The organism is Vibrio coralliilyticus, from assembly GCF_024449095.1.
In the GTDB taxonomy this organism is placed as follows: Bacteria; Pseudomonadota; Gammaproteobacteria; order Enterobacterales; family Vibrionaceae; genus Vibrio; species Vibrio coralliilyticus_A.
The window spans coordinates 129,274-154,993 of sequence record NZ_CP024627.1 but is presented as its reverse complement, the minus strand read 5'-3'; the positions used below and the strand labels follow the sequence as shown (position 1 = coordinate 154,993).

General features: G+C 46.3%; 26 protein-coding genes and 1 riboswitch. Of the genes, 9 read left to right on the top strand and 17 right to left on the bottom strand.

Annotation, left to right across the window (positions count from 1 at the left end; all coding sequences use genetic code 11):
- Window positions 1-20: 20 nt before the first annotated feature.
- From rfbH to CTT30_RS00685, 5 genes are all read right to left on the bottom strand, one after another.
- Window positions 21-1,334, bottom strand: coding sequence for a lipopolysaccharide biosynthesis protein RfbH (rfbH, locus tag CTT30_RS00705; RefSeq protein ID WP_252035728.1), 1,314 nt, complete (start codon window positions 1,332-1,334; stop codon window positions 21-23).
- A complete protein-coding gene (gene rfbG, locus CTT30_RS00700; protein ID WP_252035727.1) occupies window positions 1,334-2,416 on the bottom strand; it encodes a CDP-glucose 4,6-dehydratase in 1,083 nt (360 codons plus the stop codon). Before rfbG ends, rfbH begins: the two co-directional genes overlap by 1 nt.
- A gap of 3 nt (window positions 2,417-2,419) precedes the next feature.
- The gene (rfbF, locus tag CTT30_RS00695) at window positions 2,420-3,193 is read right to left on the bottom strand and encodes a glucose-1-phosphate cytidylyltransferase (protein WP_239837920.1); all 774 of its coding nucleotides are present in this window, start codon (window positions 3,191-3,193) and stop codon (window positions 2,420-2,422) included.
- A gap of 22 nt (window positions 3,194-3,215) precedes the next feature.
- Window positions 3,216-4,181, bottom strand: coding sequence for an FAD-binding oxidoreductase (locus CTT30_RS00690; RefSeq protein ID WP_252035726.1), 966 nt, complete (start codon window positions 4,179-4,181; stop codon window positions 3,216-3,218).
- An 81-nt stretch (window positions 4,182-4,262) separates the two neighbouring features.
- Window positions 4,263-4,958 (bottom strand): 3-deoxy-D-manno-octulosonic acid kinase, encoded by a 696-nt coding sequence (locus tag CTT30_RS00685; RefSeq protein ID WP_252035725.1) that lies wholly within the window; start codon window positions 4,956-4,958, stop codon window positions 4,263-4,265.
- A 94-nt stretch (window positions 4,959-5,052) separates the two neighbouring features.
- On the opposite strand from CTT30_RS00685, the gene CTT30_RS00680 reads away from it, so the two are divergent.
- Together CTT30_RS00680 and CTT30_RS00675 are read left to right on the top strand one after the other, a co-directional pair.
- Window positions 5,053-6,108 carry a glycosyltransferase family 9 protein gene (locus CTT30_RS00680; RefSeq protein WP_252035723.1) on the top strand — a complete coding sequence of 352 codons (1,056 nt, stop codon included), beginning with the start codon at window positions 5,053-5,055 and terminating at the stop codon, window positions 6,106-6,108.
- A gap of 27 nt (window positions 6,109-6,135) precedes the next feature.
- Window positions 6,136-6,921: a glycosyltransferase family 2 protein gene (locus CTT30_RS00675; protein ID WP_252035721.1), complete on the top strand. Its 786-nt coding sequence runs from the start codon at window positions 6,136-6,138 to the stop codon at window positions 6,919-6,921.
- 45 nt (window positions 6,922-6,966) lie between these two features.
- On the opposite strand, the gene CTT30_RS00670 is transcribed toward CTT30_RS00675, so the two are convergent.
- A complete protein-coding gene (locus CTT30_RS00670) occupies window positions 6,967-8,001 on the bottom strand; it encodes a glycosyltransferase family 9 protein (RefSeq protein WP_252035719.1) in 1,035 nt (344 codons plus the stop codon).
- Between the two features lie 111 nt (window positions 8,002-8,112).
- Between CTT30_RS00670 and coaD the strand changes: the two genes are divergently transcribed.
- Window positions 8,113-8,607: a pantetheine-phosphate adenylyltransferase gene (coaD, locus tag CTT30_RS00665; protein WP_038514047.1), complete on the top strand. Its 495-nt coding sequence runs from the start codon at window positions 8,113-8,115 to the stop codon at window positions 8,605-8,607.
- Window positions 8,608-8,655: 48 nt separating this feature from the next.
- Here the strand turns inward: coaD and mutM are convergent, their stop codons facing one another.
- From mutM to radC, 5 genes are all read right to left on the bottom strand, one after another.
- Window positions 8,656-9,462 (bottom strand): bifunctional DNA-formamidopyrimidine glycosylase/DNA-(apurinic or apyrimidinic site) lyase, encoded by an 807-nt coding sequence (gene mutM, locus CTT30_RS00660; protein ID WP_252035718.1) that lies wholly within the window; start codon window positions 9,460-9,462, stop codon window positions 8,656-8,658.
- Between the two features lie 30 nt (window positions 9,463-9,492).
- Entirely contained in the window at window positions 9,493-9,978 is a 486-nt protein-coding gene (locus CTT30_RS00655; RefSeq protein WP_239876140.1) for a hypothetical protein, read from the bottom strand.
- Between the two features lie 178 nt (window positions 9,979-10,156).
- Window positions 10,157-10,327: a 50S ribosomal protein L33 gene (gene rpmG / locus CTT30_RS00650; RefSeq protein WP_004410866.1), complete on the bottom strand. Its 171-nt coding sequence runs from the start codon at window positions 10,325-10,327 to the stop codon at window positions 10,157-10,159.
- 13 nt (window positions 10,328-10,340) lie between these two features.
- A complete protein-coding gene (gene rpmB, locus CTT30_RS00645) occupies window positions 10,341-10,577 on the bottom strand; it encodes a 50S ribosomal protein L28 (protein WP_004410867.1) in 237 nt (78 codons plus the stop codon).
- Between the two features lie 276 nt (window positions 10,578-10,853).
- The gene (radC, locus tag CTT30_RS00640; RefSeq protein WP_252035716.1) at window positions 10,854-11,516 is read right to left on the bottom strand and encodes a RadC family protein; all 663 of its coding nucleotides are present in this window, start codon (window positions 11,514-11,516) and stop codon (window positions 10,854-10,856) included.
- 242 nt (window positions 11,517-11,758) lie between these two features.
- Here radC and coaBC point away from each other — a divergent pair, with 242 nt between their 5' ends.
- The 4 genes from coaBC (at window position 11,759) to lpxM (ending at window position 15,620) form a co-directional block, all read left to right on the top strand.
- Complete coding sequence (gene coaBC, locus CTT30_RS00635) at window positions 11,759-12,964, top strand: bifunctional phosphopantothenoylcysteine decarboxylase/phosphopantothenate--cysteine ligase CoaBC (protein WP_252035715.1); 1,206 nt, start codon at window positions 11,759-11,761, stop codon at window positions 12,962-12,964.
- A gap of 111 nt (window positions 12,965-13,075) precedes the next feature.
- Window positions 13,076-13,666: a nucleoid occlusion factor SlmA gene (gene slmA, locus CTT30_RS00630; protein ID WP_239837909.1), complete on the top strand. Its 591-nt coding sequence runs from the start codon at window positions 13,076-13,078 to the stop codon at window positions 13,664-13,666.
- 5 nt (window positions 13,667-13,671) lie between these two features.
- Entirely contained in the window at window positions 13,672-14,622 is a 951-nt protein-coding gene (lpxL, locus tag CTT30_RS00625) for a Kdo(2)-lipid IV(A) acyltransferase (RefSeq protein ID WP_239876137.1), read from the top strand.
- Window positions 14,623-14,639: 17 nt separating this feature from the next.
- The gene (gene lpxM, locus CTT30_RS00620; protein WP_252035714.1) at window positions 14,640-15,620 is read left to right on the top strand and encodes a lauroyl-Kdo(2)-lipid IV(A) myristoyltransferase; all 981 of its coding nucleotides are present in this window, start codon (window positions 14,640-14,642) and stop codon (window positions 15,618-15,620) included.
- 49 nt (window positions 15,621-15,669) lie between these two features.
- Here the strand turns inward: lpxM and recG are convergent, their stop codons facing one another.
- The 5 genes from recG to gmk form a co-directional block, all read right to left on the bottom strand.
- Window positions 15,670-17,748 (bottom strand): ATP-dependent DNA helicase RecG, encoded by a 2,079-nt coding sequence (gene recG, locus CTT30_RS00615; RefSeq protein WP_252035713.1) that lies wholly within the window; start codon window positions 17,746-17,748, stop codon window positions 15,670-15,672.
- Between the two features lie 193 nt (window positions 17,749-17,941).
- Window positions 17,942-18,625 (bottom strand): tRNA (guanosine(18)-2'-O)-methyltransferase TrmH, encoded by a 684-nt coding sequence (gene trmH, locus CTT30_RS00610; RefSeq protein ID WP_239837905.1) that lies wholly within the window; start codon window positions 18,623-18,625, stop codon window positions 17,942-17,944.
- 66 nt (window positions 18,626-18,691) lie between these two features.
- Window positions 18,692-20,815: a bifunctional GTP diphosphokinase/guanosine-3',5'-bis pyrophosphate 3'-pyrophosphohydrolase gene (spoT, locus tag CTT30_RS00605; RefSeq protein WP_239837904.1), complete on the bottom strand. Its 2,124-nt coding sequence runs from the start codon at window positions 20,813-20,815 to the stop codon at window positions 18,692-18,694.
- A gap of 40 nt (window positions 20,816-20,855) precedes the next feature.
- The gene (gene rpoZ, locus CTT30_RS00600) at window positions 20,856-21,128 is read right to left on the bottom strand and encodes a DNA-directed RNA polymerase subunit omega (protein ID WP_006957184.1); all 273 of its coding nucleotides are present in this window, start codon (window positions 21,126-21,128) and stop codon (window positions 20,856-20,858) included.
- A 127-nt stretch (window positions 21,129-21,255) separates the two neighbouring features.
- Window positions 21,256-21,879 (bottom strand): guanylate kinase, encoded by a 624-nt coding sequence (gmk, locus tag CTT30_RS00595; protein ID WP_239837903.1) that lies wholly within the window; start codon window positions 21,877-21,879, stop codon window positions 21,256-21,258.
- 413 nt (window positions 21,880-22,292) lie between these two features.
- Window positions 22,293-22,392: riboswitch (purine riboswitch) on the top strand.
- Between the two features lie 56 nt (window positions 22,393-22,448).
- Here gmk and CTT30_RS00590 point away from each other — a divergent pair.
- Window positions 22,449-23,819 carry an NCS2 family permease gene (locus CTT30_RS00590; protein WP_239876135.1) on the top strand — a complete coding sequence of 457 codons (1,371 nt, stop codon included), beginning with the start codon at window positions 22,449-22,451 and terminating at the stop codon, window positions 23,817-23,819.
- 62 nt (window positions 23,820-23,881) lie between these two features.
- On the opposite strand, the gene CTT30_RS00585 is transcribed toward CTT30_RS00590, so the two are convergent.
- A complete protein-coding gene (locus CTT30_RS00585; protein WP_252035712.1) occupies window positions 23,882-24,748 on the bottom strand; it encodes a YicC/YloC family endoribonuclease in 867 nt (288 codons plus the stop codon).
- A 170-nt stretch (window positions 24,749-24,918) separates the two neighbouring features.
- On the opposite strand from CTT30_RS00585, the gene rph reads away from it, so the two are divergent.
- A complete protein-coding gene (gene rph, locus CTT30_RS00580) occupies window positions 24,919-25,635 on the top strand; it encodes a ribonuclease PH (protein ID WP_239837900.1) in 717 nt (238 codons plus the stop codon).
- Window positions 25,636-25,720 lie beyond the last annotated feature (85 nt).

Sequence of the window (25,720 nt, the reverse complement as noted above, 5' to 3'; positions counted from 1 at the left end):
TCCATTCTTTATTGCTGTTTTTAGAAACTAACACCGAAAAACTCTTCAAACTTTTCGATAACAAAGTCCAAGTGATCTTGCCCTAGACCTGGATAAACACCAATCCAGAAAGTGTTATTCATGATCAAGTCTGTGTTAGTTAAATCACCAACCACTCGATAATGCACATTCTCAAAATACGGTTGACGGGTCAGGTTACCGGCAAACAGAAGACGAGTACCAATCTTATATTGGTCCATGAACCTCAGCAGATCGACGCGATCAATACCTGAGTCTTCACGTATAGTAATTGGGAAACCAAACCAAGAAGGCTCTGAGTTCTCCGTCGCTTCTGGCAGAATAATAAACTCTTCACATGACGCTAAGCCGTCACGTAAATACACATAGTTGTACTTACGTTTTTGAACGAGCTCTTCTACTCTATCCATCTGAGCAAGGCCGCATGCTGCCTGCATGTCGGTAATTTTCAAGTTGTAACCTAGATGAGAGTAGGTGTACTTATGGTCATAACCATCAGGAAGTGAGCCTAGCTGCTGGTCAAAGCGCTTGCCACAAGTATTGTCACAGCCCGGTGGACAATAGCAGTCACGTCCCCAATCACGAAAAGACTCTACTAACTTGCGTAGTTCTTTATCTTTTGTAAAAACAGCGCCTCCCTCACCCATGGTGATATGGTGAGCAGGATAAAAGCTGACAGTGGCAATATCACCAATCGTTCCAACCATTTGACCATTGTATGTTGAGCCTAAAGCATCACAACAATCTTCGATTAACCAAAGGTTGTACTTATCGGCAACACGACGCGCTTCGGTAAGGTCAAATGTATTACCCAAAGTGTGAGCCACCATGATTGCCTTAGTTTTCTCCGAAACGGCAGCTTCTATCATTTCTGGCTTAATTTGGTAGGTTGGAATATCGACATCAACAAATACAGGCACCAAGCCATTTTGGATCGTTGGGTTTACTGTCGTAGGGAAACCTGCAGCAACGGTAATCACTTCATCACCAGGCTTTAGTTGACGTTCACCTAGTTTAGGGGATGTTAGTGCAGTTAACGCAAGAAGGTTAGCTGAAGAACCTGACGTCGTAGTCAACACATAAGGAACCCCCAAGTACTCTCCCAGGCGCTGCTCAAAAGCGTCATTGAATCGACCAGTTGTTAACCAGCCATCAAGAGAGGCTTCAACCATTAATTGTAGTTCTCTTGCTCCAAGCACTTTACCTGAAGGAGGAACCACACTTTTTCCACCAACAAACTCTTTAGGTGCGTACTCTAGCTCTGCATATTGCTCTACAAGGTCTGCAATTTGAGCTCTTAATTGCTCTTTCGACATTATCTATTACCTGCTCTTGCGGTCATGTATTCTTTGATTTCATTTATCGTGTAGGACTTAATGTCTTCACCACTAAGCCAAGCTTTTTGCCAGCTTACAATTTTCTCCAGCGTCGTCTCTAGGCTCCAAACAGGTTGCCAGTTCAAGCGCATCTTTGCTTTAGAACAATCCAACTTTAGGTAATGAGCTTCATGAGGATGAACCTCTTGGCTCAAGAACCATTGAGCATCTTCACCCCACAACTGTGCTATTCGATTGACGATGTGCTCAACAGGTTGAGCATCTTCATCTCTAGGGCCAAAGTTCCATCCTTCGGCAAAGCTCGGGCCTTCTAAGTATAACTTTTCAGCGATAGCGATATAACCTGATAATGGCTCTAAAACATGCTGCCATGGTCGAATGGCGTAGGGGCTTCTGATCTCAACTTTCTTATTATTGGCAAATCCTTGAAGAATATCAGGGATAAGGCGGTCCTCAGCCCAGTCACCACCACCGATCACGTTACCAGCTCGAACCGATGCGAGTGCACAGCCATGTTCTTGATACTTATCTGAGTTGAAGAAAGATTGACGATAAGATGAGGCCACCAATTCAGCACAGCCTTTGCTATTACTGTATGGGTCATACCCTCCCATGGGTTCATCTTCTCGGTAACCCCATACCCACTCACGGTTTTCATAACATTTATCGGAAGTGATATTGACGACCGATTTGACACCACCAACTTGTTTAATGGCTTCCAGGAGATACACGGTGCCCATAACGTTTGTCGAATAAGTTTCGATGGGTTCTTCATACGAAAGACGAACGAGAGGCTGAGCAGCCATATGGAAAACAATTTCAGGCTTAAAGTCGTGTATTGCCTGTCTTAAATGCGTAAAGTCGCGAATGTCTCCTTCTTGCGATGACATCCCCTCCCATACCTTTGCTTCTTCAAACAGGCTTGGGGTCGTTGGCGCTGCTAGAGAGTAACCTTGGACAACCGCCCCCATTTCTTGTAACCACAGAGACAGCCAACTTCCTTTAAAACCTGTATGGCCAGTGACAAAAACTCGCTTACCTGTCCAAAACTTAGGATTCATGCTTTACTCCCAAACTTTCCAAGGCGCTTTACCTGACTGCCAAAGGCTTTCAAGATACACCTTGTCACGCAATGTATCCATTGGCTGCCAAAAGCCATGGTGCTCAAAAGCCATCAGTTCGCCATCTTTCGCTAATTGATTTAAAGGATACTGCTCCCAAACACAGTCATCACCATCAATGTAGTTCAATACCTCTGGTGAGAGAACAAAGAAGCCGCCGTTAATCATCGCCCCATCACCTTTGGGTTTTTCTTTAAAGCTCTGTACTTGGCCCTCTTTCATGTCCAAGGCACCAAAGCGACCAGGTGGAAACGTTGCCGTCAATGTTGCTTTCTTACCATGTGACTTATGAAATTTGATAGTTTCAGTAATATCAATATCACCGACACCATCGCCATAAGTAAAGCAGAAAGCCTCATCGTCCTTCAGGTAGTCTGCGACACGCCCTAAGCGTCCACCTGTCATAGAATTGTCACCTGTATCTACCAGTGTGACAGTCCAAGGCTCTGCACGCTTACGGTGAACCTTCATCTCATTATTTTGCATATCAAATGTAACATCAGACATATGCAGAAAGTAGTTAGCGAAATATTCTTTAATGACATAACCTTTATAGCCACAGCAAATAATGAATTCATTAATACCATGCGAGGAATACTGTTTCATGATGTGCCATAAGATCGGTTTTCCACCGATCTCAACCATTGGCTTAGGTTTTACAGAGGTTTCTTCACTTAGGCGCGTTCCTAAGCCGCCTGCGAGAATAACTGCTTTCATTACTATCTCCAGTTATTAGACGCTACTTTGCGGGAGTAAAGGCGTCCGAGTGAAAGTGTTTCAATGGTAAATTATGATCTGAGAATAATGCTTTGGCTGCTTCAATCATAGAAAGAGAACCGCATGCATATACATCATACGGTTCTAAATTGGCAATGTCCTCGATAACGGCATTTTGCACATAACCTACTCGACCTCCCCATTCTGGAGATCGAGACAAAACAGGGATAAAGCGGATGTGCTTGTTACCTTTCAGAAGTTTTATAAACGCCTCATCATAAATTTCATCTGGCGTTCTCATCCCCCAATAAATGGCTACATCCCTTTTATCATTATCGTGAATTAGTTGTTCGACCATGGCTTTTACAGGCGCAATTCCCGTCCCTGTCGCTAAGAAAACAATGGGCCGATTGGACGCTCTCACAAAGAATGTACCTTTAGGCCCTTCAATGCGCATCAACTGATTGTCTTTTAGGTCATTAAACAGAAGATCTGACATCTTGCCCTTAGGGACCTTACGAATATGCAGTTCTAACTCCTGACTATCAACCATTGCATTAGCAATTGAATAACTGCGTTTCACTCCCTTAAAAATGAGGTCTAGATACTGCCCCGGACGAAAAATGAAGTTAGCCGTGGGAGGAAAGCGAAACTTGATGATCAAGATATCCTCTGTAGGAAAAGTGATATTAGACACTTTACACGGCAGGGTTTGCTGTTTAATTGCGCTAAGTTCTGGATAGAATTCAGCTTCAAGAACCAAGTCCGATATGGCTTTAGACTGGCAGGTCAGAATGCTCCCAGAGTGTACTTTTTCACCAAGTTCATTCAGCACTTCTCCGGAAATAACCTTTGCTTCGCAGACACCACAATCTCCGTTTTTACAACTATGTTCCAGCGTGATCTCCTGCGATAGTGCATCATCTAATAAATTATCTTGGCTGCTAAAACGCACTCCTGAGGGAGAAAGGGTTATGTCATATTGCATCGGTTTTATGTATTAAGTTACAAGAAAATAGGCCTAGATTATAGTATTTAGGGCAAGACTGTGCGAGACGAAAAGCAACAATCAGGGGGTTATTTGGATTGATAACCAATCCACCTCACACCAATGAATATTGCGCTTACCGACTTCCTTCTCAAACGACCTTTTCAATCTATCCAAGTTGCTCTGCTTCCAGCCATTTCCTGATTGCTGATAGCATTTATCAAAATCGATTATCCACACTTTGTTCTGTTCATCTATCAGGATATTGTGAATATTAAGGTCGGTGTGATTGACTTGCGCATCATGCATCTTGCGAATTTCGCAGCCAATCTTCTGATACATTTCTGCGGGAAGTGGCTTTTCTATCAGAATAGAAACCAAATCTCGTGCATTGGGGATTTTCTCACTCAGAAGGTCCGCTTGGTAAGTGAAGCCAGCTTTCACCGCTCGGGCAGCAACTGGCCTAGGCACGTTGACACCAGCTTCAATCAAAGTATTTAGCAGCTGAAATTCCTGATAGCTGCGAGTTTTTTCCCAGCTTGAAAAGAGATAACTATCTTCCACTAGTTTTCCAAACAAACCACCGCGGCGATAATGCCTGAGTGCCGCTTCAATAGTTTCCGTTTGTACAAACCAAGTGGTACCACGTCCTTGGGCGCTACCGATGACTTTACCGGCATTTTGCCAAAATTCAGCGTCAAACACCTGCCTAGGGTCTTCCTTAAGCAAGCTTTCGTCATACCAGATGGTTTGGTTGTCCAATTGCACGGTTTTCATGCGGTGGCTATCTCTGATTAAATTTCAGTGGCCATTTTACATTTATTGACTGCCTCTGCATAATCTTCACCATTGCTAGCCAAAAGAATTATTTATGAGCCTTTTTTCTTCTGCCCCTGACTCTTTGTGTATTCTGCGTTTATCTGCGATTGGTGATGTGTGTAATACCGTTGCGGCAGTGCAAGCCATTCAGCGTCAGTGGCCGCAGACCGACATTGTCTGGGTCACAGGTAAGCTTGAAGCCAAGCTTATTGAAGGCATACCCGGTATTTGTGTGATTGTGTTTGATAAGAAGGAAGGCTGGCAGGGCTATAAAAAACTCTGGGCTGCATTAAAAGGACAAAAATTCGATGCACTGCTGCACATGCAGTACGCATTTAGAGCCAGTATTGCCACCCTTGGCATTAAGGCAAAATACAAGCTCGGCTTTGATTCTATCCGCAGTCAGGACTTCCAAACTCTGTTCACCAATGTCAAAGTGGCGTCACCTGATTCCATGCACGTCTTAGATGGGCTGCTCGCCTTTGGCCGCACACTTGGCGTTGAAGATATGAGCCCCGTCTGGACGCTTGAATATTCAGATTCAGATAAACATTGGGCACAACAGCAATTATCTGCCGACAAACGCAACCTAGTTGTCGTGCCTGCGGCAAGTAAAGCCTACAAGAACTGGACAGCAGAAGGCTACGTCGAACTTATCCAGCACGCCGTCAATCAAGGCTGGCAGGTCACCTTAGCTGGTAGCCCAGCGCAAGTAGAATTAGACCTCGCAAAGAAAATTGAGAGCAAGCTGACATGCACTGTCAACAATCAGGTCGGCCAAAGTTCGCTGAAGCAAATGCTGGCACTGTTAGACCAAGCTGATTTGGTGATCGCCCCTGACACTGGCCCAGCTCATATGGCCAATGCGGTCAATACACCGGTTATTGGTTTGTATGCCCACCATAATCCTGAACGCACTGGGCCTTATCAATATCGCCAATATGTAGTGTCTGCTTATGAAGACGCAATTCAAGCTGAAACGGGGAAATCTGCAACTCAGCTTAGCTGGCGTGCACGCGTAAAAGACAAAAATGCCATGCAGCGCATTCAACCTCAGCAAGTCATCGCCATGTTTGATAAAGTAACCGCAGAACTCCATTTAAAATAAACTCCGAGAGACTTCAGAGGTACCACAGTGAGTAAACCAACCATTGCCGTCGCACTTATCGTCAAGAACGAAGCGCAGCACCTGAAAGCTTGTTTAGAAACTGTTCACGACTGGGTTGACGAGATTGTGGTACTTGACTCCGGAAGTACAGACAATACCGAACAGATTGCACGCCGTTTTACGGACAAGTTTTTCGTCAATCCTGAATGGCCTGGCTTTGGCCCTCAGCGCCGCTTAGCTCAGTCCTATGTTGAGTCGGATTACGTCCTGTGGTTAGATGCCGATGAGCGGGTCACTCCTGAGCTCAAGCAAAGTATTTTAGATTCAGTGAGTGCCAACAAGCCGGATACCATTTATCAAACGGCGCGTCTAAGCTGGGTGTTTGGACGCTATATTCGTCATTGCGGTTGGTACCCAGACCGTGTACTGCGCTTATACCCGACAAAGCTGACGCAGTACAATGACGCTCTGGTTCATGAAAAAGTCGAGGTGGCGAAAACCATGAAAGTCGAAAACTTGAATGGCGACTTGATTCACTTCACCTATAACGACATGAATCACTACTTAGTGAAGTCGGCGGGCTATGCCAAAGCCTGGGCTGAACAGCGCGAGAAAAAAGGTAAGAAAAGCAGCATCTCACAAGGCATTTTGCACGCATTAGGCTGCTTCTTGAAAATGTATGTTGTTAAAGCCGGCTTTCTTGATGGCAAGCAAGGCTTCTTGCTCTCCCTACTTTCAGCACACTCTACTTTTGTGAAATATGCGGCTCTGTGGATTCGCAGTGAAACAGACAAGATGCCGGATAAATTCTAATCTTTTCAATCCAGACAAAAGGCGATATTTCTATCGCCCTTTTTATCAATTCAGCTTACGACTTATCCATGGTTGTAACTCTCTCAAGACCACATCTATATCAATTCTGGCCATATTTTCCTGACTGGCTTTATCTTCAGCCACTGGTGGGCAAAAAGCGATATGGTTGCCTGCCGAGTTAATTGGCTTCCAGCGTAGAGGAGTCGCTGAACGCTTACTTGGAAAAAAGCCAACGGTCGGTACATCTATCGCCGCCGCGATATGCAAGGGCCCAGTAGAACCTGCAATAAACAAGTCGGCACAAGCAATAGAACAAGAGAAATCGACCAAGCCATCGTTCTTGTCGTACACCACCGAGGCTCTGCCCTTTTCTTTCAGTAGGCTATGTAACTCAGCGGCTTTCTGTTCTTCTCCCGGCCCAGCTGTCAGTATAATTTCAAACGGCTCCGGCATATCGCAAATTAACTGAGAGTACTGCTGAAGAGATAAGTTATTGGCTGAGCCACCACTACCGGCATGAACGAACACCCATTGTTTCTCTACATTTAAATCCAACTGTAGTGAGAGTTTGTGCTTTTGTTGCTGCAGATCGTCAGCTGAGAAAGAGAGGTAAGGTGCATCAGGCTCAACCACTGCTTGACCAATATCCGTTAAAAACGCACGCACTAAATCTAGGTTGTATTCGTATTCTGGTTTTGCTGATTGTGAACGCTTTTGTTTGATACGTTTGTTGTAAAAGATCTGCGCCAGCTTTGTCGCCGGAGCAAGGCGATATGGAATTTTCGCTTTCCAGACCAATTTAGCGTTATATGTCGTAGAGAAAAGGTTAATGGATGCATCAAAGCGCTCCGCTTTTATCTGCTCAATTAAAGTCAATTGCGCCTGTTTAGAGCTATTCTTAGTAGGATCAACCAACACGTTATCAATCCAAGGGCAAAGCTCTGCCAGGGCCACAGTGTAATTAGGTACCAGCGCTGTAATCTGACAATCCGGCATCGAAGCTTTCAGCATCGCGAAACTGGGCCAAGCCAGCATAAAGTCGCCTATTTTGTCGTTACGAACTACCAGTATCTTTTTCATTACTTTTCCTAACTCTCAATCTTTACTCCCAATGATAACGGCTAAGTTGGGTAAATGTGAGCCTTTTTGTTACCATTAAGCGATATAAAAGAATCATTTGAGTAACTGACTGTGAGCAAAAAACGCCTTTCCCGAGTGATCTATCCAGGGACCTTTGATCCTATTACTAATGGCCATTTGGATTTAATCGAACGTGCGGCAGATATGTTTGATGAAGTGATCATTGCTGTTGCTGCCAGCCCAAGTAAGAACACCATGTTTACGCTAGAAGAGCGCGTAGCTTTTGCGCAGCAGGTGACTCAGCATTTGGACAATGTAAGCTCGAAGGGATTTTCGGGTTTGATGGTCGACTTTGCCAAGCAAGAAAATGCCAATGTTCTTATCCGTGGTTTACGTACCACCGTCGACTTTGAGTACGAATTTGGTTTAACCAATATGTATCGTAGACTGATGCCCGGATTAGAAAGCGTTTTTCTCACACCCGCGGAAGAGCACGCATTTATCTCCTCGACCATAGTCCGTGAAGTGGCTATTCATGGAGGGGATGTCACCAACTTTGTGCCTAAAGCGGTCGCGGAAGCGTTAAAAAGCAAAGCAAAAGTCTAACTTTAATAGAAATATAGAGCTGGCATAAAACCTCAGCTCTATATTTAACTACTTCTGGCAATGGCTACAAAAAAACGTATTGCGCTGGCCAATTTTCTGCTCTTCAATCGCTTCACCACAGCTAGGGCAAGCTTCACCTGCTTTGCCATAAATTTGCAGCTCTTGAGCAAAATAGCCCGGTTTACCATCCGCCTGAGCAAAATCTTTTAATGTCGTCCCGCCCTGCTTAATGGCCGTATCGAGCACCTGTTTAATCTCTTTAACCAAACGTTGCCACTCTTTCGCCGTTAGTGTGCCTGCTGCCCGTGTCGGATGGATACGTGCACTAAATAATGACTCATTGGCGTAGATATTTCCTACCCCAACTACGACTTTGTTATCCATAATGAACTGCTTCACCGCGACGCGCTTATTCTTTGCCTTGTCTGCGATATATTGTGCATCAAAGTCTTCCGTTAGCGGCTCTGGCCCCATATGGCCCAACGCATCATGTTCACCATCTTCGGTCCATAACCAGGCTCCAAAACGTCTAGGGTCGTTATAACGTAGTACCTTGCCATTGGTCAGTTTCAGATCGACATGATCGTGTTTTCCCGGCTCCATGTCTGCATCCAGTACACGTAAAGACCCCGACATACCCAAATGGACAATCGCGCTACCCACATCGGTTTCAATCAGCAAATATTTAGCCCGGCGAGAAATACTGCGGATCACCTGACCTTCCATCTTCTTTAGCTCATGCGGGATATCCCAACGCAGCTTAGGGGTACGAAAAGTCAGCTTGGCAACAATTTGTCCAGCCAGATGAGGGGTGATCCCCATACGACTGACTTCAACTTCAGGTAATTCAGGCATAGTGGTTAAGCAATTAATAATTCTGGGCGTTTAAGGTAGCAGATATTCCGGAGCAACTGAAACAGCGATCCATTGATCCTGCCAGTTTTTCAGCAGCCAAAATTGCGGCGTTTGGTAGAAGGTGATCCTTTGAGGCTCTTCCTGATCACGATACCAGACTTCAATCGTCTGCGGTGCGGACAATTGAGGCTTTAAGCTATCAAACGTTTTCTGGTCTACTTCGGTCCCGACGAGACCCACCCAGCGCTCAACCAATTCCTGCGCAGCAAGGGGGCTTTGCTGAGTCAGAACCCATTCACCATTTACGAATTCCAACGACCAGTCAGAAAAATGCAGAGCTTTCAATTCTGCGGAGGGGTTGAGCAAATAAGGGTAAGGACTAACTTCAGCGGTTGTTTGGTCGTCAATCAAATAGGTTTTGATGATAGTCGGCAAATTGAGGATCGCGATAAACGCGATAATGCCCAATATCATGATGTTATTCCAGCGACGGCGTCGTGAGGTAGAAACACGCATGAACTTATACTTCCCTAAAGGTAACTACAAGAAAGGTAGCAGAAAATAGCAAAGGGGGGAATGAAACAAAGAGGAAGAACGGTTGGTTGCTATTAGGATAACAGGCAATAAAAAACCCAGCGAGAACGCTGGGTTTCAAATACAGACTTCTGTTTAAGAAGCTTCAAAGAAGAATCAATTACTTGATTTTCGCTTCTTTGTACATAACGTGCTGGCGAACAACTGGATCAAACTTTTTGATCTCAAATTTGCCTGGCATGTTACGTTTGTTCTTGTCAGTAGTGTAGAAGTGACCAGTACCTGCAGAAGATACTAGACGGATTTTCTCACGTACGCCTTTCTTTGCCATTGCCTATTTCCTCTTAAACGTTTTCGCCGTTTGCGCGAATGTCAACAAGAACAGCATCAATGCCCTTCTTATCGATGATACGCATACCTTTAGCAGATAGACGTAGTTTAACAAAACGTTTTTCGCTCTCTACCCAGAAACGATGAGTTTGTAGGTTCGGCAGAAAACGACGCTTAGTAGCATTGCGTGCGTGTGAACGGTTGTTACCCGTTACTGGACGCTTACCAGTTACTTGGCATACTCGTGACATGAATGTCTTCTCCAAAATCGTTTCAGCTCGATATCAACCTTGGTGGCCGAACCTCTCTAGTTCTCTAAGAAGAATTTCGAGGTCTTATACCGCTATGGAAACCCATACAAGGCTATCAAAGGTCGCGCATTATACTAACTTGACTAGCATTGCTCAAGACCCGAACAGATCCTTTTTCAAGGTTTTCGTGATCTTTTTTAGGCAGAGCTGATAATAGTTCAAAAAATGTCGGGGGATTGTAGCAGAATTCGCGCAACTCACAACAAATAATGTGATTTAAATCCATCCACGTTCTGCAAAGGAGACCACCTCTCCATCTCCGACGACGAAATGGTCGAGAATTCGAATATCCACTAGCGCCAATGCATCACTGATTCGCTGGGTAATTCTACGGTCGGCTTGGCTTGGTTCCGCAATCCCTGATGGGTGGTTATGAGCAAGAATCAACGCTGCCGAGTTAAACTCTAATGCCCGTTTGACAACTTCTCTTGGATAAACAGACGCTGCATCAATCGTACCTTCGAACATCATTTCGTCTTTAATTACCCGATGCTGATTATCGAGAAACAAAATATAGAAAGCTTCACGCTGGCGATCGCGCAGCATACTCGAAAGGTAAAGTTTGGTTTGTTGCGGGCTGGTCAGAGCCTCCCCTCGCTGTAAGGTTTCACTCAAATAGCGCTGTGTCATCTCAAGTACCGCTTGAAGCTGAACATATTTCGCTTCACCGAGCCCTTTATGCTGGCAGAACTCTTCTTTGCTCGCAGCGAATAAACTTCGTAACGAACCCAGCTCTTTGAGTAGTTTGTCTGACAGCTGAAGAACATTCATGCCCTGAGTACCAGTACGCAAGAAAATCGCCAGCAATTCAGCATCGGTAAGTGACTGCGGGCCTCTGGTTAACAGCTTTTCTCTCGGCATTGACTCACGAGGTAACATAGTTAGAACACACCCTTCTACGGTAAACACAGTACCTCTAGCTTAAACAAGCTTGTCATCAAGCTCGTGCGCTGAAACTTTATCTTCGAAGTAGTGAAAGATTTTCTGTAAATAATAGGTATATAAAGAAGCAAAAAATAAAAAAGCAAAAACGTGCTGAATCTGCAACAACACTTTCCATTTCTAGAGTCTCTAATTGCTGCGTGGTAATCTACCTCCAGTATTTTTTAAGGATGTTCATCATGCAAACACTCGCGGGCAAAAAGATCCTACTTGGTATCGGTGGTGGTATTGCCGCTTATAAATGTGCCGACCTAACACGTCGTCTGATTGAACGTGGCGCTGAAGTTCAGGTTGTTATGACCAAAGCAGCAAAAGAGTTCATTACCCCCTTAACGATGCAGGCAGTCTCTGGTCGCCCAGTTTCCGACAGCTTATTAGATCCGGCAGCAGAAGCCTCTATGGGCCATATTGAGCTGGCTAAATGGGCGGATTTGGTCTTACTTGCACCAGCCACCGCTGATCTAATTGCGCGTATGGCAGCTGGCATGGGCAATGATTTACTCACCACACTGGTACTTGCGACCGATGCTCCAATTGCAGTCTCTCCGGCCATGAACCAGCAGATGTATCGCAATCCAGCCACACAAGAAAATATCGCGACGTTAAAAAGGCGTGGCATGCATATTTGGGGGCCCGCTGCTGGTGAGCAAGCTTGTGGTGATATTGGCCCTGGCCGCATGTTAGAGCCGATGCAATTAGTTGACTTATGTGAACAGTTTTGGGGCGACAAACCTCTTAGCGGTAAATCGATATTGATTTCTGCCGGTCCAACCCGCGAAGCTATTGATCCGGTACGCTACATTACCAATCATAGCTCAGGGAAAATGGGCTTTTCATTAGCAGAAGCAGCAGCTCAGCTCGGTGCGACGGTCACGTTAGTCGCTGGCCCAGTGACTCTTCCAACGCCAGTCGGCTCGAAGCGCATTGATGTTTCCAGCGCAGAAGACATGCACAACGCTGTCATGGATAAAGCTTGTGAACATGATGTTTTCATTAGCTGTGCCGCTGTAGCGGATTATCGCCCACAAGCAGTGTCTGAGCAGAAAATTAAGAAGACGGATGACAGCGATCAAATGACCATCACTATGGTTAAAAACCCAGATATTGTCGCGTCCGTTGCCGGTATGACTCAGCAGCGTCCCTTTACCGTCGGTTTCGCTGCAGAAACGCAAGATGTGGAACATTACGCGCGAACTAAGCTGACCAAGAAAAATCTCGATATGATTTGTGCCAACGATGTCTCATTAGAGGGGCAAGGCTTCAACAGCAACAACAATGCGATTAACCTATACTGGAAAGATGGTGAGCAATCACTTACCCTTGCATCAAAACAACAAATTGCGAAGCAGATACTTACAATTATCGCCGCAAAGTTAGACAATTAAGTCGCTATTCTAACAATCAGAAATTCGTCTATTTCGTTCACCTTAGCTTAGTAAGGTGGACGAATGCCTGTGTTTATGGGCATCAACAGTGGTAACAAAAGGAACTCGTTCATGGCCGGAACAAGAAAAAGTAATCGCCGGGAAGAAATCTTACAAGCACTTGCTCAAATGTTGGAATCCAACGATGGTGGCTCTCGTATCACCACCGCCAAACTTGCCAAGCATGTTGGAGTCTCGGAGGCGGCGTTATATCGCCATTTCCCCAGTAAAGCTCGCATGTTTGAAGGCCTGATCGAGTTCATTGAAGAGTCCTTAATGTCACGTATTAACCGTATTCTGGATGAAGAAAAAGACACGCTGACACGTATACGACTGGTTCTCCAGTTGATTCTGGCATTTGCTGAGCGTAACCCTGGCCTAACCCGTATTCTTTCAGGACACGCATTGATGTTCGAGAATGAACGCCTACGTGATCGTATCAATCAATTGTTTGAACGCATTGAAACATCCATCCGTCAGATCTTGCGTGAGCGCAAGCTGAGAGAAGGCAAATCCTTCCCTGTCGATGAGACCATTCTGGCAACGCAGTTACTCGGTCAGGTGGAAGGTAGCTTGAACCGTTTTGTGCGTTCAGACTTTAAATATCAACCAACAGCAAATTTTGAACAATACTGGTCACTCTTAAGTGCACAGATCAAGTAAACACTATGAGCAAAAAAAATAGCGTCGAAAAGCCTCAATTTACACTAGCCCTGCTCCACCCCAAATATTGGGGGGTTTGGTTTGGGTTTGGTTTGTTGGCTCTGACAGTCAACCTTCTACCTTATGCGGTACTACTTAAAATAGGCCGAGGCATCGGAGCGATCGGTATGAAGCTGGGTAAATCCCGGGTAAAGATCGCTAAGCGTAATCTTGAACTGGCCTTTCCAGAGATGGAAGAGACAGAAGTCGAGCGCATGGTCGTAGAAAACTTCAAAAATACCGGTATGGCTTTGATTGAGACAGGCATCACTTGGTTTTGGCCGACGTGGCGTTTCAAACGTATTTTGATTGCGAAAGATATCGAAGAGCTAAAGAGACTCAATGACGAAGGTAAAGGTGTACTACTTTGCTGCGTGCATGCCCTCAATTTGGAAATTACCGCGCGAGCTTTTGGTGTACTTGGCCTACCGGGTTATGGCGCTTACCGTCCCCACACAAACCCGGCTTACGAGTTCATCCAATATAGAGGACGCACACGTAACGGCAACCAACTCATTTATCGTCGCGATCTTAAACAGATGGTACGCGTGTTGCGCCAAGGCCATCGCCTGTTCTACCTACCAGATCAGGACTACGGCCATAACAAATCTGTGTTCGTGCCTTTCTTTGCCGTCGAAGAAGCCTGTACAACGACAGGAACCAGCATCCTTGCTTACACTAGTAAGAGTGCCATCGTTCCAGGTTCTGGATTCCGTAACCAAAACGGCAAGTATGAAATCATGGCGGATAAGTCTATCGACCAAGATTTTCCACAAAAAGATGAAACGGCGGCCGCGGCCTACATGAATAAATTCGTCGAAGAGATTATCATGCGCGCTCCGGAACAGTGGATGTGGCTACACAAGCGTTTCAAGTCGATGCCAGACCACTCTCTCACTAACTCAAGATATCAATAACATAGGTGCTGCTTTCAATGAGCAACAACGATAAAAATAGCATCGATAAACATTTGCATAACCCTACCTTCGAGTGGGCATTTTTACATCCTAAACACTGGGGGACATGGCTGGGCATTTTATTTGCCGCCCTGTTTGCTTTTATTCCGTACCGCTGGCGCGATAACTTGGCACGCAAAATGTCTGTCTTTGCAGTGCGTAAAAACGGACGAGTGGTACGCCGAGCGCGTGTCAATCTTGAGTATTGCTTTCCTGAAAAATCAGACCAAGAACGCCAAGATATTCTGGAAGAGACCTTCGTTAAGGCTGCACAGTATCTGTTGGGTTATTCGGAGTTTTTGGTTCGTTCAACCAAACATAACCAAGAGCGTGGCGTCATGATTGGCGAAGAAAACATCCTACCGCTGCTTGATGCCGGAGAGAAAGTCATCATCTTAGCGCCACATGCTTGGGCGGTCGATTACCCTGCGGTCATGTTGGCTGCAAAGGGCTACAAAGTCACCACCATCATGAAGCCGCAACGTAACCCTATCGGGGACTGGTTGATGCAAGTGCAACGCATGCAATATGGCGGTCGTATTTTTGCTCGTGAAGCCGGGGTGAAGCCTTTCGTGCGTTCAATTAAAGATGGTTACCTTGGTTACTGGCTACCAGATGAAGATTTTGGCCCGGCCAACTCAGTATTTGTGCCTTTCTTTGGTACAGAAAAAGCAACGCTAAAAGGCTTTGGTAAAATGGCCCGCCTATCGAAAGCCAAAGTGATCCCAGTGTTACCTGCCTACAACGACAAATCAGGCAAGTATGAAGTGCATATTCTGCCTGCGCTCGAAAACTTTCCAACTGGCGATGAAGAAGCCGATGCTCGCGCAATGAACCAAGCCATTGAAGACTTAGTCAGACCGCATCCAGAACAATACATGTGGAACCTATCGCTACTCAAAACTCAGCGCGATGGAAGTGAGATTTACGATAACTCTCACAAAGGTACTAATAGCTAGCGAGCGATAAGGGTTGGTATTGTCACTCCAACCCTACAAGCCTTTCTCTCTATGCCTTCGAATACATGTCTCTATCCCCCAGCCAACGTTCAATTATTGCCGCGGCGCTGTCTGGGAAGTACTCATGAATATGACGCGCAACTCGCTGAACTTCTGGAATCAAATGCTGATCTCGAATCAGATCAGCAATTTTAAAATCAGCCATGCCCGTTTGCTTAGTGCCTAGTAGCTCACCTGGGCCACGAATTTCCAGATCGCGCTGAGCAATAACAAACCCATCATTACTTTCACGCAGCACACCTAAACGCTTTTGTGCGGTTTTAGACAATGGGGAATGGTAAAGCAGCACACAGTGACTAGCAACACTCCCCCGTCCAACTCGTCCTCGTAACTGGTGCAGCTGAGCCAACCCTAAGCGCTCAGGATTCTCGATGATCATTAAGCTTGAATTGGGGACATCAACACCGACTTCGATCACGGTAGTAGCCACCAGCAAGTGAAGTTTGTTGTCTTTAAAATCCTGCATTACGGCCTGTTTTTCTGCAGGTTTCATCCGGCCATGCACTAAACCGATTTTGACATCAGGCAGCTTTCTTTGCAGTTCTTCTGCGGTGTCAGCCGCAGCTTGAGCTTCTAATACTTCTGATTCATCAATCAATGTACACACCCAATAGGCCTGCTTTCCTTCATTGAGGCAGGCATTGCGTACACGTTCAACAATATCATCTCGTTTGGTATCTGGAATAGCGACCGTCTGGATAGGCGTTCGCCCTGGGGGTAATTCATCAATAACGGAAGTTTCAAGATCCGCATAGGCGGTCATCGCCAATGTACGCGGGATCGGGGTAGCCGTCATGATCAGTTGATGAGGAAATACGCCCTGTTTCGCGCCTTTTTCTCTTAGTTCGAGGCGCTGGTGTACACCGAATCTGTGTTGCTCATCAATAATGACTAACGCAAGATGATGAAAAGCAACGTGTTCCTGAAACAAAGCGTGAGTACCAACCACCATTTGCGCTTCGCCACTGGCTATCTTGGCTAACTCAGCATCTTTGGCTTTACCTTTCAGTTTACCTGCTAGCCAGCCTACATGTATCCCCATAGGTTCCAGCCACTGGGCAAAGTTGATCGCATGTTGCTCTGCCAGCAGTTCAGTCGGGGCCATTAAAGCCACCTGATAGCCATGTTCTAGTGCTCGAAGCGCTGCTAAAGCGGCAACCAAAGTTTTTCCTGAGCCGACATCTCCCTGAACAAGACGCATCATCGGGTGAGGTTTCGCAAGATCTTGTTCAATTTCCGCAACAACTCGAGATTGCGCTTTGGTTGGGGAGAAAGGCAACTGACTGAGCAGCTTTTGTTTCAGTTCATTGCGTTCAGCCAGTGGCAGAGCAATGTCTTGCTGACCTTTGCTCCGCACTGAGAGCATCGAAAGGTTCTGAGCCAGCAGCTCTTCCATAATCAGGCGTATTTGCGCTGGGTGCTTACCTTCATCAAAGGCGTGTAAATCGATATCGGGTGTTGGCCTGTGAATCGTGTGCAGCGCCTGAGCAAGCGAGATTTGCTGATCATACAGGCCGGCAGGCAAGAGCTCTTGCACTGCCGACTTATCAAGTAATTCTAACGCTTGATCAGTCAAGTTACGTAAAGTGATTTGACGTAGGCCATCTGTGGTCGGATAGACCGGTGTCAGGCTCTGTTCTACCTCAGCAGGCTGATTCGGCGCATAGAATTTGTAGTCTGGGTGGACAATTTCTAAACCATAGCTGCCCCGTTTAACTTCACCATAGGCATGGACAGTTTTGCCCTCAGCAAAGTTGTTCTTCATCCCTGCGGTAAAATTGAAAAAGCGCAAGGTGATGGTGCCATTACCATCACTGATTTTGACCGTCAGCATCTTACGCTTACCAAACAAAGTATCGACGCTCATGACCTTTCCCTGCACTGCCGCCCATAAGCCGGCATGTAACTTCACAATAGGATAGATACGCGTTCGATCCTCGTAACGCAGTGGGAGATGAAATAAGAGATCTTGTACCGAATGTAGCCCGACTTTTGCTAGCTTTTCTGCCACTTTGGCACCAACACCAGTCAGAGAAGTCAAAGGAATAGCAGATAGCAATTGGGACATAACAGAGCTCGGTAAGTTATTCAGTAAGTTACATAGGTGTCTAAACCTAATAGTTAACCATTGAGCTGTGTTTTTGTACAGGGAAATTTAGTCTGGTAATAAGAGTATAACGCCTTCAAGCAGTCGGCATTGGTGATGAGCAGAAAATCAAAAGGGTTGACGCATTCGCTTCAACCCCTAACGTTCATTGACATTACTTCTTCTGCATTTCCTGCCACCACGCTTCATCAGCAATGATCTGACCTTCTTCATCAAGCGGCGGATAAGGTAGCCCCTTGCGTTTTGCAACTTTCGCAAGCACAGGGTGGCCTCGCTCAAACAGAATACGATGAATCGTTTCTTCAGGTAGCTTGCTAACCTGATTGTTATACATGCCAGCCGCTTCGCGCTGACGCTGAGCTTCGTACATGATGACAGCACTGGCAACCGAGACATTAAGCGACTGGACCATGCCCATCATAGGAATGATGATATCTTGATCGGCCAGTTGCTTTGCTTCTTCAGAAGCGCCAATTTTTTCGCTCCCTAGAATGATCGCCGTCGGCTGAGTGTAGTCAATCTCACGAAAGTCAACCGCGTTGTCAGACAGGTTCGTCACTAGAACCTGCATACCTTGCTCTTTAAGCGTTTTGACGGCTTTGCTAATCGTATCGTGAGTGTCGACTTCAACCCAGTTTCGTGCTCCCGCAGAAGTATGGCTAAGCGTGCGCATATCATTGGGCCACACAGCATGAATCTTATGAATTCCCGTCGCATCAGCGGTACGGATAACTGCGGAAACATTATTAGGTTTGTGCACTTCTTCAAGACAGAAAGTCAGATCAGCCTGCCGAGACTTGAGGACTTGTTGAATTCGGTTGTAACGTTCTAAGTTCATAATGATAGTAAAATAAAAGCCCCTGAAACCGTAATTTCAAGGGCGTTTTGCTCGATGAATATACCGCTAGTTTTTACGGCGACGTACTTTTAGTGCGTTCGGCATTGCCTTGATCTTACGCATGATACCCGCAAGATGAACACGATCTTTGGTCGTCAGTAATACCGTCACCGTATACAATCGACCATCTTTCTCTTCCGTCGAAAGACCATGGATATTCGAACCTGTTTTGGAGATCACATTGGTCAGCTCGGCCAACACCCCCTGACGGTTTTGGACATCGACATATAGCTCAGTGATAAACTCTTGGTCATAATCTTCTGACCATTCCACTGCCATATACTTATCTGGCTCTTTCTGGTAGCCGCGCACATTTGGACACGTTTCACGATGAACAACCAGCCCTCGCCCAGGAGAAACATGAGCAATGATGTGATCGTCAGGAATTGGATGGCAACAGTTAGCAAATGTCAGTAGCAGGCCTTCCGCACCACGAATTGGCAGCTTCTTCTTCGGTTTATTACTGTCAGCCTGCTCAACTTGAGTCAGCTCCTCAACATCACCAAGTAGACGACGGGCAATAACAATACTCATCAATTCGCCAAGGCCAATATCGGCTAGCAAGTCCTCAACGCTATCGACTTTCAGTTCTGACAGGACGTGGTTGATGTTCTCTTCATCAATATCCGAAAGAGACAGGTCACCCAAGGCATGATTGAGCAGACGTCGGCCAAGTGTCACCGACTCTTCACGGCGCATGGTTTTCAGCACTTGGCGGATCTTCGTGCGAGCACGTGAAGTCACCACGTAGTTGAGCCAAGCCGCATTCGGACGCGCTCCTGGCGCACTAATGATTTCGATCGTCTGACCATTTTTCAGCGATTTGCTGAGTGGATAAGGGTTACGGTCAACACGAGCACCTACACAAGTATTACCCACATCAGTGTGGACGGCATAAGCAAAATCAACCGCAGTTGCGCCAACAGGCAGCTCGACAATGCGTCCTTTCGGTGTGAAGACGTAGATTTCATCCGGGAACAGATCCGATTTCACATTTTCGATGAACTCAAACGAGTTACCCGCACTTTGCTGAAGCTCAAGCAGGCTTTGCATCCAACGCTGAGCCTTCACCTGCGCCGTAGTACCAGTACGATCACCATTCCCTTTGTAAGACCAGTGTGCCGCCACCCCTTTATCTGCCATCTGGTCCATGTCTTCGGTGCGGATCTGCACCTCGACAGGTACCCCATGCGGGCCAACCATCGAAGTATGAATGGACTGATAACCATTAGCCTTGGGTACCGCGATGTAGTCTTTTACACGCCCCGGACGCGGCTTGTACAAGCTATGAACCTGTCCGAGTACCCGATAACAAGTATCGGCATCTTCAACCACAATACGAAAAGCGTAAATATCCATGATGGTGTGGAAGCGTTGCTCTTTGGTCTTCATCTTGTTGTAGATGGAGAACAGGTTTTTTTCTCGACCAAATACGCGTGCTTTCAGCCCAACCTCTTCAAGACGTCCTTCAATCTCACTATGGATATTTTGGATCATCTCTTTACGATTACCACGCGCCGATTTGACCACGGCTTTAAGAACACGGTAGCGGTTCGGGTAAAGGGCTTCAAAACCTAACTCTTCGAGTTCCGTTTTGATGTTATGGATACCGAGACGATGCGCAAGCGGAGAATAAATCTCCAGGGTTTCACGAGCGATACGGCGTTTTTTGTCCGCGCGTAATGCACCGAGCGTGCGCATGTTGTGCGTACGGTCAGCAAGCTTGATCAGAATAACGCGAATGTCCTGCACCATAGCAAGAACCATTTTGCGGAAGTTTTCAGCCTGAGCTTCTTTGCGATCACGAAATTTAAGCTTATCCAGCTTAGATACACCATCAACCAACTCAGCCACTGTGGTGCCAAATTGAGTTTCTAACTCTTCTTTAGTGACTTCTGTGTCTTCAATAACATCATGAAGTAGAGCGGCTTGCAGTGTTTCGACATCAAGGCGCATTTCGGCCAAGATTCGAGCAACAGCAACAGGATGGATGATATAAGGTTCACCGCTGGAGCGGGTTTGCCCTTCATGAGCGTCTTTCGCTACCACATAAGATTGACGCAGAGCCTCAACTTGAGGCTCTGATAGGTATTCTTGGGCAACGTCTTTTAGGCTATCGAATAGATACAAACTTTAGGCCCGGAAGATAGTTGATGAGAAGGACGTCAGATTAACGACTGTGAGCAATGCTGCTTACGGCTGCTAGCTCTGCTGCTTCTTGTTCCTGCTGCTCCTGACGCTCACGAGCATCAAGGATTTCTTTCGTGATCAGGCCTTCTTCGATTTCGCGAAGGGCGATAACCGTTGCCTTATCGTTCTCTTCTGGCACTAGTGAATCTTTACCGCCAGTTTGCATTTGACGAGCGCGGCGAGCCGCAATGAGAACTAGGTCGAAACGGTTGCCAACTTTTTCAACAGCGTCTTGAACAGTTACGCGTGCCATGAGGACTCCAAATTAGTTAACTAAAATTTTGTATGACGAGAAATTATACAGTCTCTGTGTTCCCAGTGTCTAGATCAGAGTAGGCAGAGACAGTATTTCTTGATAAACAGCTTGTTAACAAGCCGGTTTATTCTGCTAAAAGCGCGTCAAGCATGCCTTTATATTTAGCAGCTTGCTTATCTTGCTTCAATCTTTCTGCACGTATGATGGCTTTAAAGTCCATCAGTGCGCTATCGAAATCGTCATTGACGATCACATAGTCGTATTCGCTGTAGTGTGAAATCTCTGATTTTGCCTCAGCCATGCGTTTAGCGATCACAGCATCGCTGTCTTGGCCGCGAGCATTGAGGCGACGCTCAAGTTCACCATTCGATGGCGGCAATATAAAGATGCTTTGTGCCTGTGGCATTTGTTCACGGATCTGGCGTGCACCCTGCCAGTCAATATCAAGGAAAACATCGATACCTTTATCGAGGTTTTCTTCGATCCATGGACGCGATGTACCGTAGTAATTACCAAACACCTCGGCGTATTCCAAGAATGCGCCTTGCTCGATCAACTCTTCAAAGGACTCTTTCTGGACAAAATGGTAATGGACACCATCTTGTTCACCCGGACGCATGCCACGTGTAGTGTGTGAAACAGACACCTTCATTGCGTAAGTCGGGTTGGTCTCCAGCATGGCGGAAATCAAGCTCGATTTACCAGCGCCACTTGGTGCAGATACAATATAAAGAGTGCCTTTGCCCATAGGTACAATTCCACGTTTGGTTTGATCTTGCCAGCTTAACAAGCCGACATGTTAAAGATAGCACCGACCTTGCAGGATCACCGAAGTGGTGAAAATTAGGTCAGAAAAATGGAGGCGAAGAGTAGCATGATCCTAAGGATCTTCACAAGTATTTGAGTGCGTGGTTGTGCCATTTTCGTGGTGCCAATTGATGTTGATGCGGGACTGAAAAAACCAGTGGAAGCGCTCAAACAAGAGTTCACTACATAAACCACGACGCTAAAGGAAGCCAGCCGCAAGAATCTTCATAGGGAAGTTATACTCAAGGGGTTACTCTCAAGTACCTGCGTGAGCTTAGCGAGCTCTTCTCGCCAAAAGCAAACGTTTGCTAAATTTTTATAAAAGCATTGAGATTTCACTCAAGATCCTTACAATCCGCGCAAACGATTAAATGCTGTATATGTCTGATGAAATGGATTAGACGTTTCTACCATTGAGCCTATCTCGGTGACTACAGTCGCTATACTACTTTTCTTCTGCTACAGCATTGAACCCGTTGCCTGTTTATCCCCACTTTTAAAGGTTTCATTGTGAGTGTCGAATCAACCCTGAAAAGCCAGAATCAATCCGGTGTGCTGGAATCAGTATTTAAAATTACTCAACGTAAAACGACCCTAGGTACTGAGTTGTACGCGGGTTTCATTACTTTTTTGGCGATGAGCTATATTCTGGCGGTGAACCCCGCCATTCTAGGTAGTATTCCTGGTATGGATAAAGGCGCAGTCTTTACCGCGACAGCCATTGCAGCCGCAGCAGCCACGTTAATTATGGGCATTTGGGGCAATTACCCTGTGATGTTGGCACCGGGAATGAGCATGAATGGCTTTTTCAAAGGTATGTTGCTGAGTAGCTCGGTGGCATTGGTATGGCACGAAGCCCTGTTTGGCATTTTTCTCTCCGGTGTACTGTACCTGATTTTGTCGATGACCAATATCCGCAAAGCGATGATTGAGTCGATACCAGAGGATCTGAAACTGGCGATCACCGTTTCGCTTGGTTTATTCATTGCCTTTCTCGGCCTAAAAAACGCTGGCATTATTGTTTCTAACCCCATCATTCTCGTCAGTATGGGCAAGGTGACAGATCCACAAGTCATCATTGCGTACATCAGTATTTTTGTCGCTCTGGGATGCATGGTCCGTGATATCAAATTAGCGACCTTTATTTCGTTCATTACAGCCATAGTGTTAACAGTCTTTGCAGACATGATAATGGGTACCAATAACGCGCCGATTCCAGAACAATTTGTCTCTGCCCCACCAAGCTTAGCGAGTAGTTTTGGTGCCGTCTTTGACTTTTCTGGACTGACCGCAGACAAAATGTTCGATCTGCTGTTTATTGTGATTATTTTCCTCATCGTCGATTTCTTTGATGGTCTGAGCACGATTGTTGGTGTTGGGCGTGATGCAGGGATCATTGATAAGGATGGTAAAGTACCGAATGCACGCTCTGCTTTGGTCGCAGATGCGGGTGGGACAGTGATTGGTTCCGTTTTAGGCACCACCTCCATCACGGCATTTTCAGAGTCAGGCATCGCCTCTTCTCAGGGAGCAAAAACCGGATTAGCCGCTGTGATGGTCGCAGGGCTATTCCTGCTTTCATTATTCCTATACCCGCTGTTTTCTATTTTCTCAGCCGCGATGGTAGCACCAGCAATGGTTGTGGTTGGCATCTACATGATTGGACGGTTAGGACAAATCAGCTGGGAGCAAAAAGAGTCGCGCATTGCGGCATTCTTTACCATCATGTTCACTGTACTGAGTTTCTCACCAGCCAACGGCATGGCGATGGGCTTCATCAGCTACGCATTTACTATGGTCGTCGCCGGCAAAGGTAAGCAAGTTCATCCGGTGATTTACGCCCTATCCGCACTCTTCTTGATGTATTTGATCCTGCTTTAATCAGATTTAGATTAAAAAAAAGCCCCCACTCCAAGAGTGGGGGCTGCATAGCATAGGTCAACCTATTCAATATTTTGGATCTGTTCACGCATTTGCTCGATGAGCACTTTCAGCTCAACACCAGACGCAGTGATGTCCGTACTAATAGACTTAGAGGCTAAGGTATTGGACTCACGGTTGAACTCTTGCATCATAAAGTCGAGACGACGTCCGACTGCGCCCCCTTTCTTCATGATGTTAGTGGTTTCTTTTACGTGTGAATCTAGGCGGTCAAGCTCTTCGGCTACGTCTGATTTTTGCGCCAGCAGGATAAGCTCTTGCTCTACTCGTGATGGGTCGAGTTCTACCTTTGCATCTTCAAACTTCGAAAACAGGCGCTCACGTTGCCATTCTAGAATTTCCGGCATACGCGCGCGTACTTTCACGACTTCTTCAGAAATAGTCGTTAAGCGCTGCTCAATAAGCGCCTTCATGTTGTCGCCTTCACGACCACGGGCTTCGATAAAGTCGCTCAATGCGGCATCGAAAGCCGCAATCAGGTCTTTATTGACGGCGTCCATATCTTGCTCTGGTGTTTCCATCACTCCAGGCCAGTTCATGATCTGGAAAGGATTTAAACGGCTCTCATCGCCAGATAAAGCCATCACTTGGTTAGCGGCACTGATCACTTGCTTCGCCAGATCTTCGTTGATGGTCAACTCACCTTTTGCTGCAGGGTTGGCTTCAAATCGAAGTGCACACTCGACTTTACCGCGTGCAAGGCGCTTACGAAAACGCTCGCGCAATACAGGTTCCAAGCCGCGGAACTGCTCTGGCAGACGGAAGTAGGTCTCAAGGTAACGCTGGTTTACCGAGCGAATCTCCCATACTGCTGTACCCCAATCACCTTTCGCCTCTTTACGCGCATAGGCTGTCATACTGTAGATCATCGAATTTTCCTGTTTATTATCTGTGAAAATAACGCGAGCCAATAGTAGCACATGCACTGGTGCTTAGCTGAAGGAATCCACATAGCTTTGTCTACTAAACTTCGCTATAATCCTGCTCCAACCAAATTCGTCTCCCCCTATCAGCAGATAGATAACTAAGGTAGATGCCCATGCGTCCAAACGATCGCAAGGCGGATCAAGTTCGCCCAATCAAAATTACTCGTAACTACACTGCGTATGCAGAAGGCTCTGTGCTGGTTGAATTCGGCAATACTAAAGTGCTGTGTAATGCGACCGTTGAAGAAAACGTCCCTCGCTGGCTAAAAGGTCAAGGTAAAGGCTGGGTAACCGCTGAATACGGCATGCTACCTCGTTCAACGCATTCACGTATGCGCCGTGAAGCCGCAAGCGGTAAACAAGGCGGCCGTACGATGGAAATCCAACGCCTGATTGCTCGCAGTCTTCGTGCTGTCGTAGACCTAGAAGCAATGGGTGAAATCATGGTGACGGTTGACTGTGACGTGATTCAGGCTGATGGAGGTACACGTACTGCGTCTATCTCTGGCGCGAGTGTCGCAATGGCGGATGCTTTCCAACACCTAGTTGAGAAAGGCAAATTAAAAGCTAATCCGATGAAGGGCCATGTGGCTGCTGTATCTGTGGGCATCTTAGGTGAAGACATTCTGTGTGACCTTGAGTACACCGAAGACTCCGCAGCCGATACTGATATGAATGTGGTGATGACGGAAGATGGCCGTATGATCGAAGTTCAAGGCACAGCAGAAGGCGAACCCTTTACTCATGCTGAGCTGATGACGCTGCTGGAGTCGGCGACCAAAGGCATTAGCGAAATTGTAGCGGCGCAGAAAGCGGCGTTAGAAAATTGATTGTTATTAAATAGCTTCCATTTGGAAGCTATTTTTTTATCTCCATTTCTTTAGGAGATAGTTCATTAGTGTTTATAAACCGTCT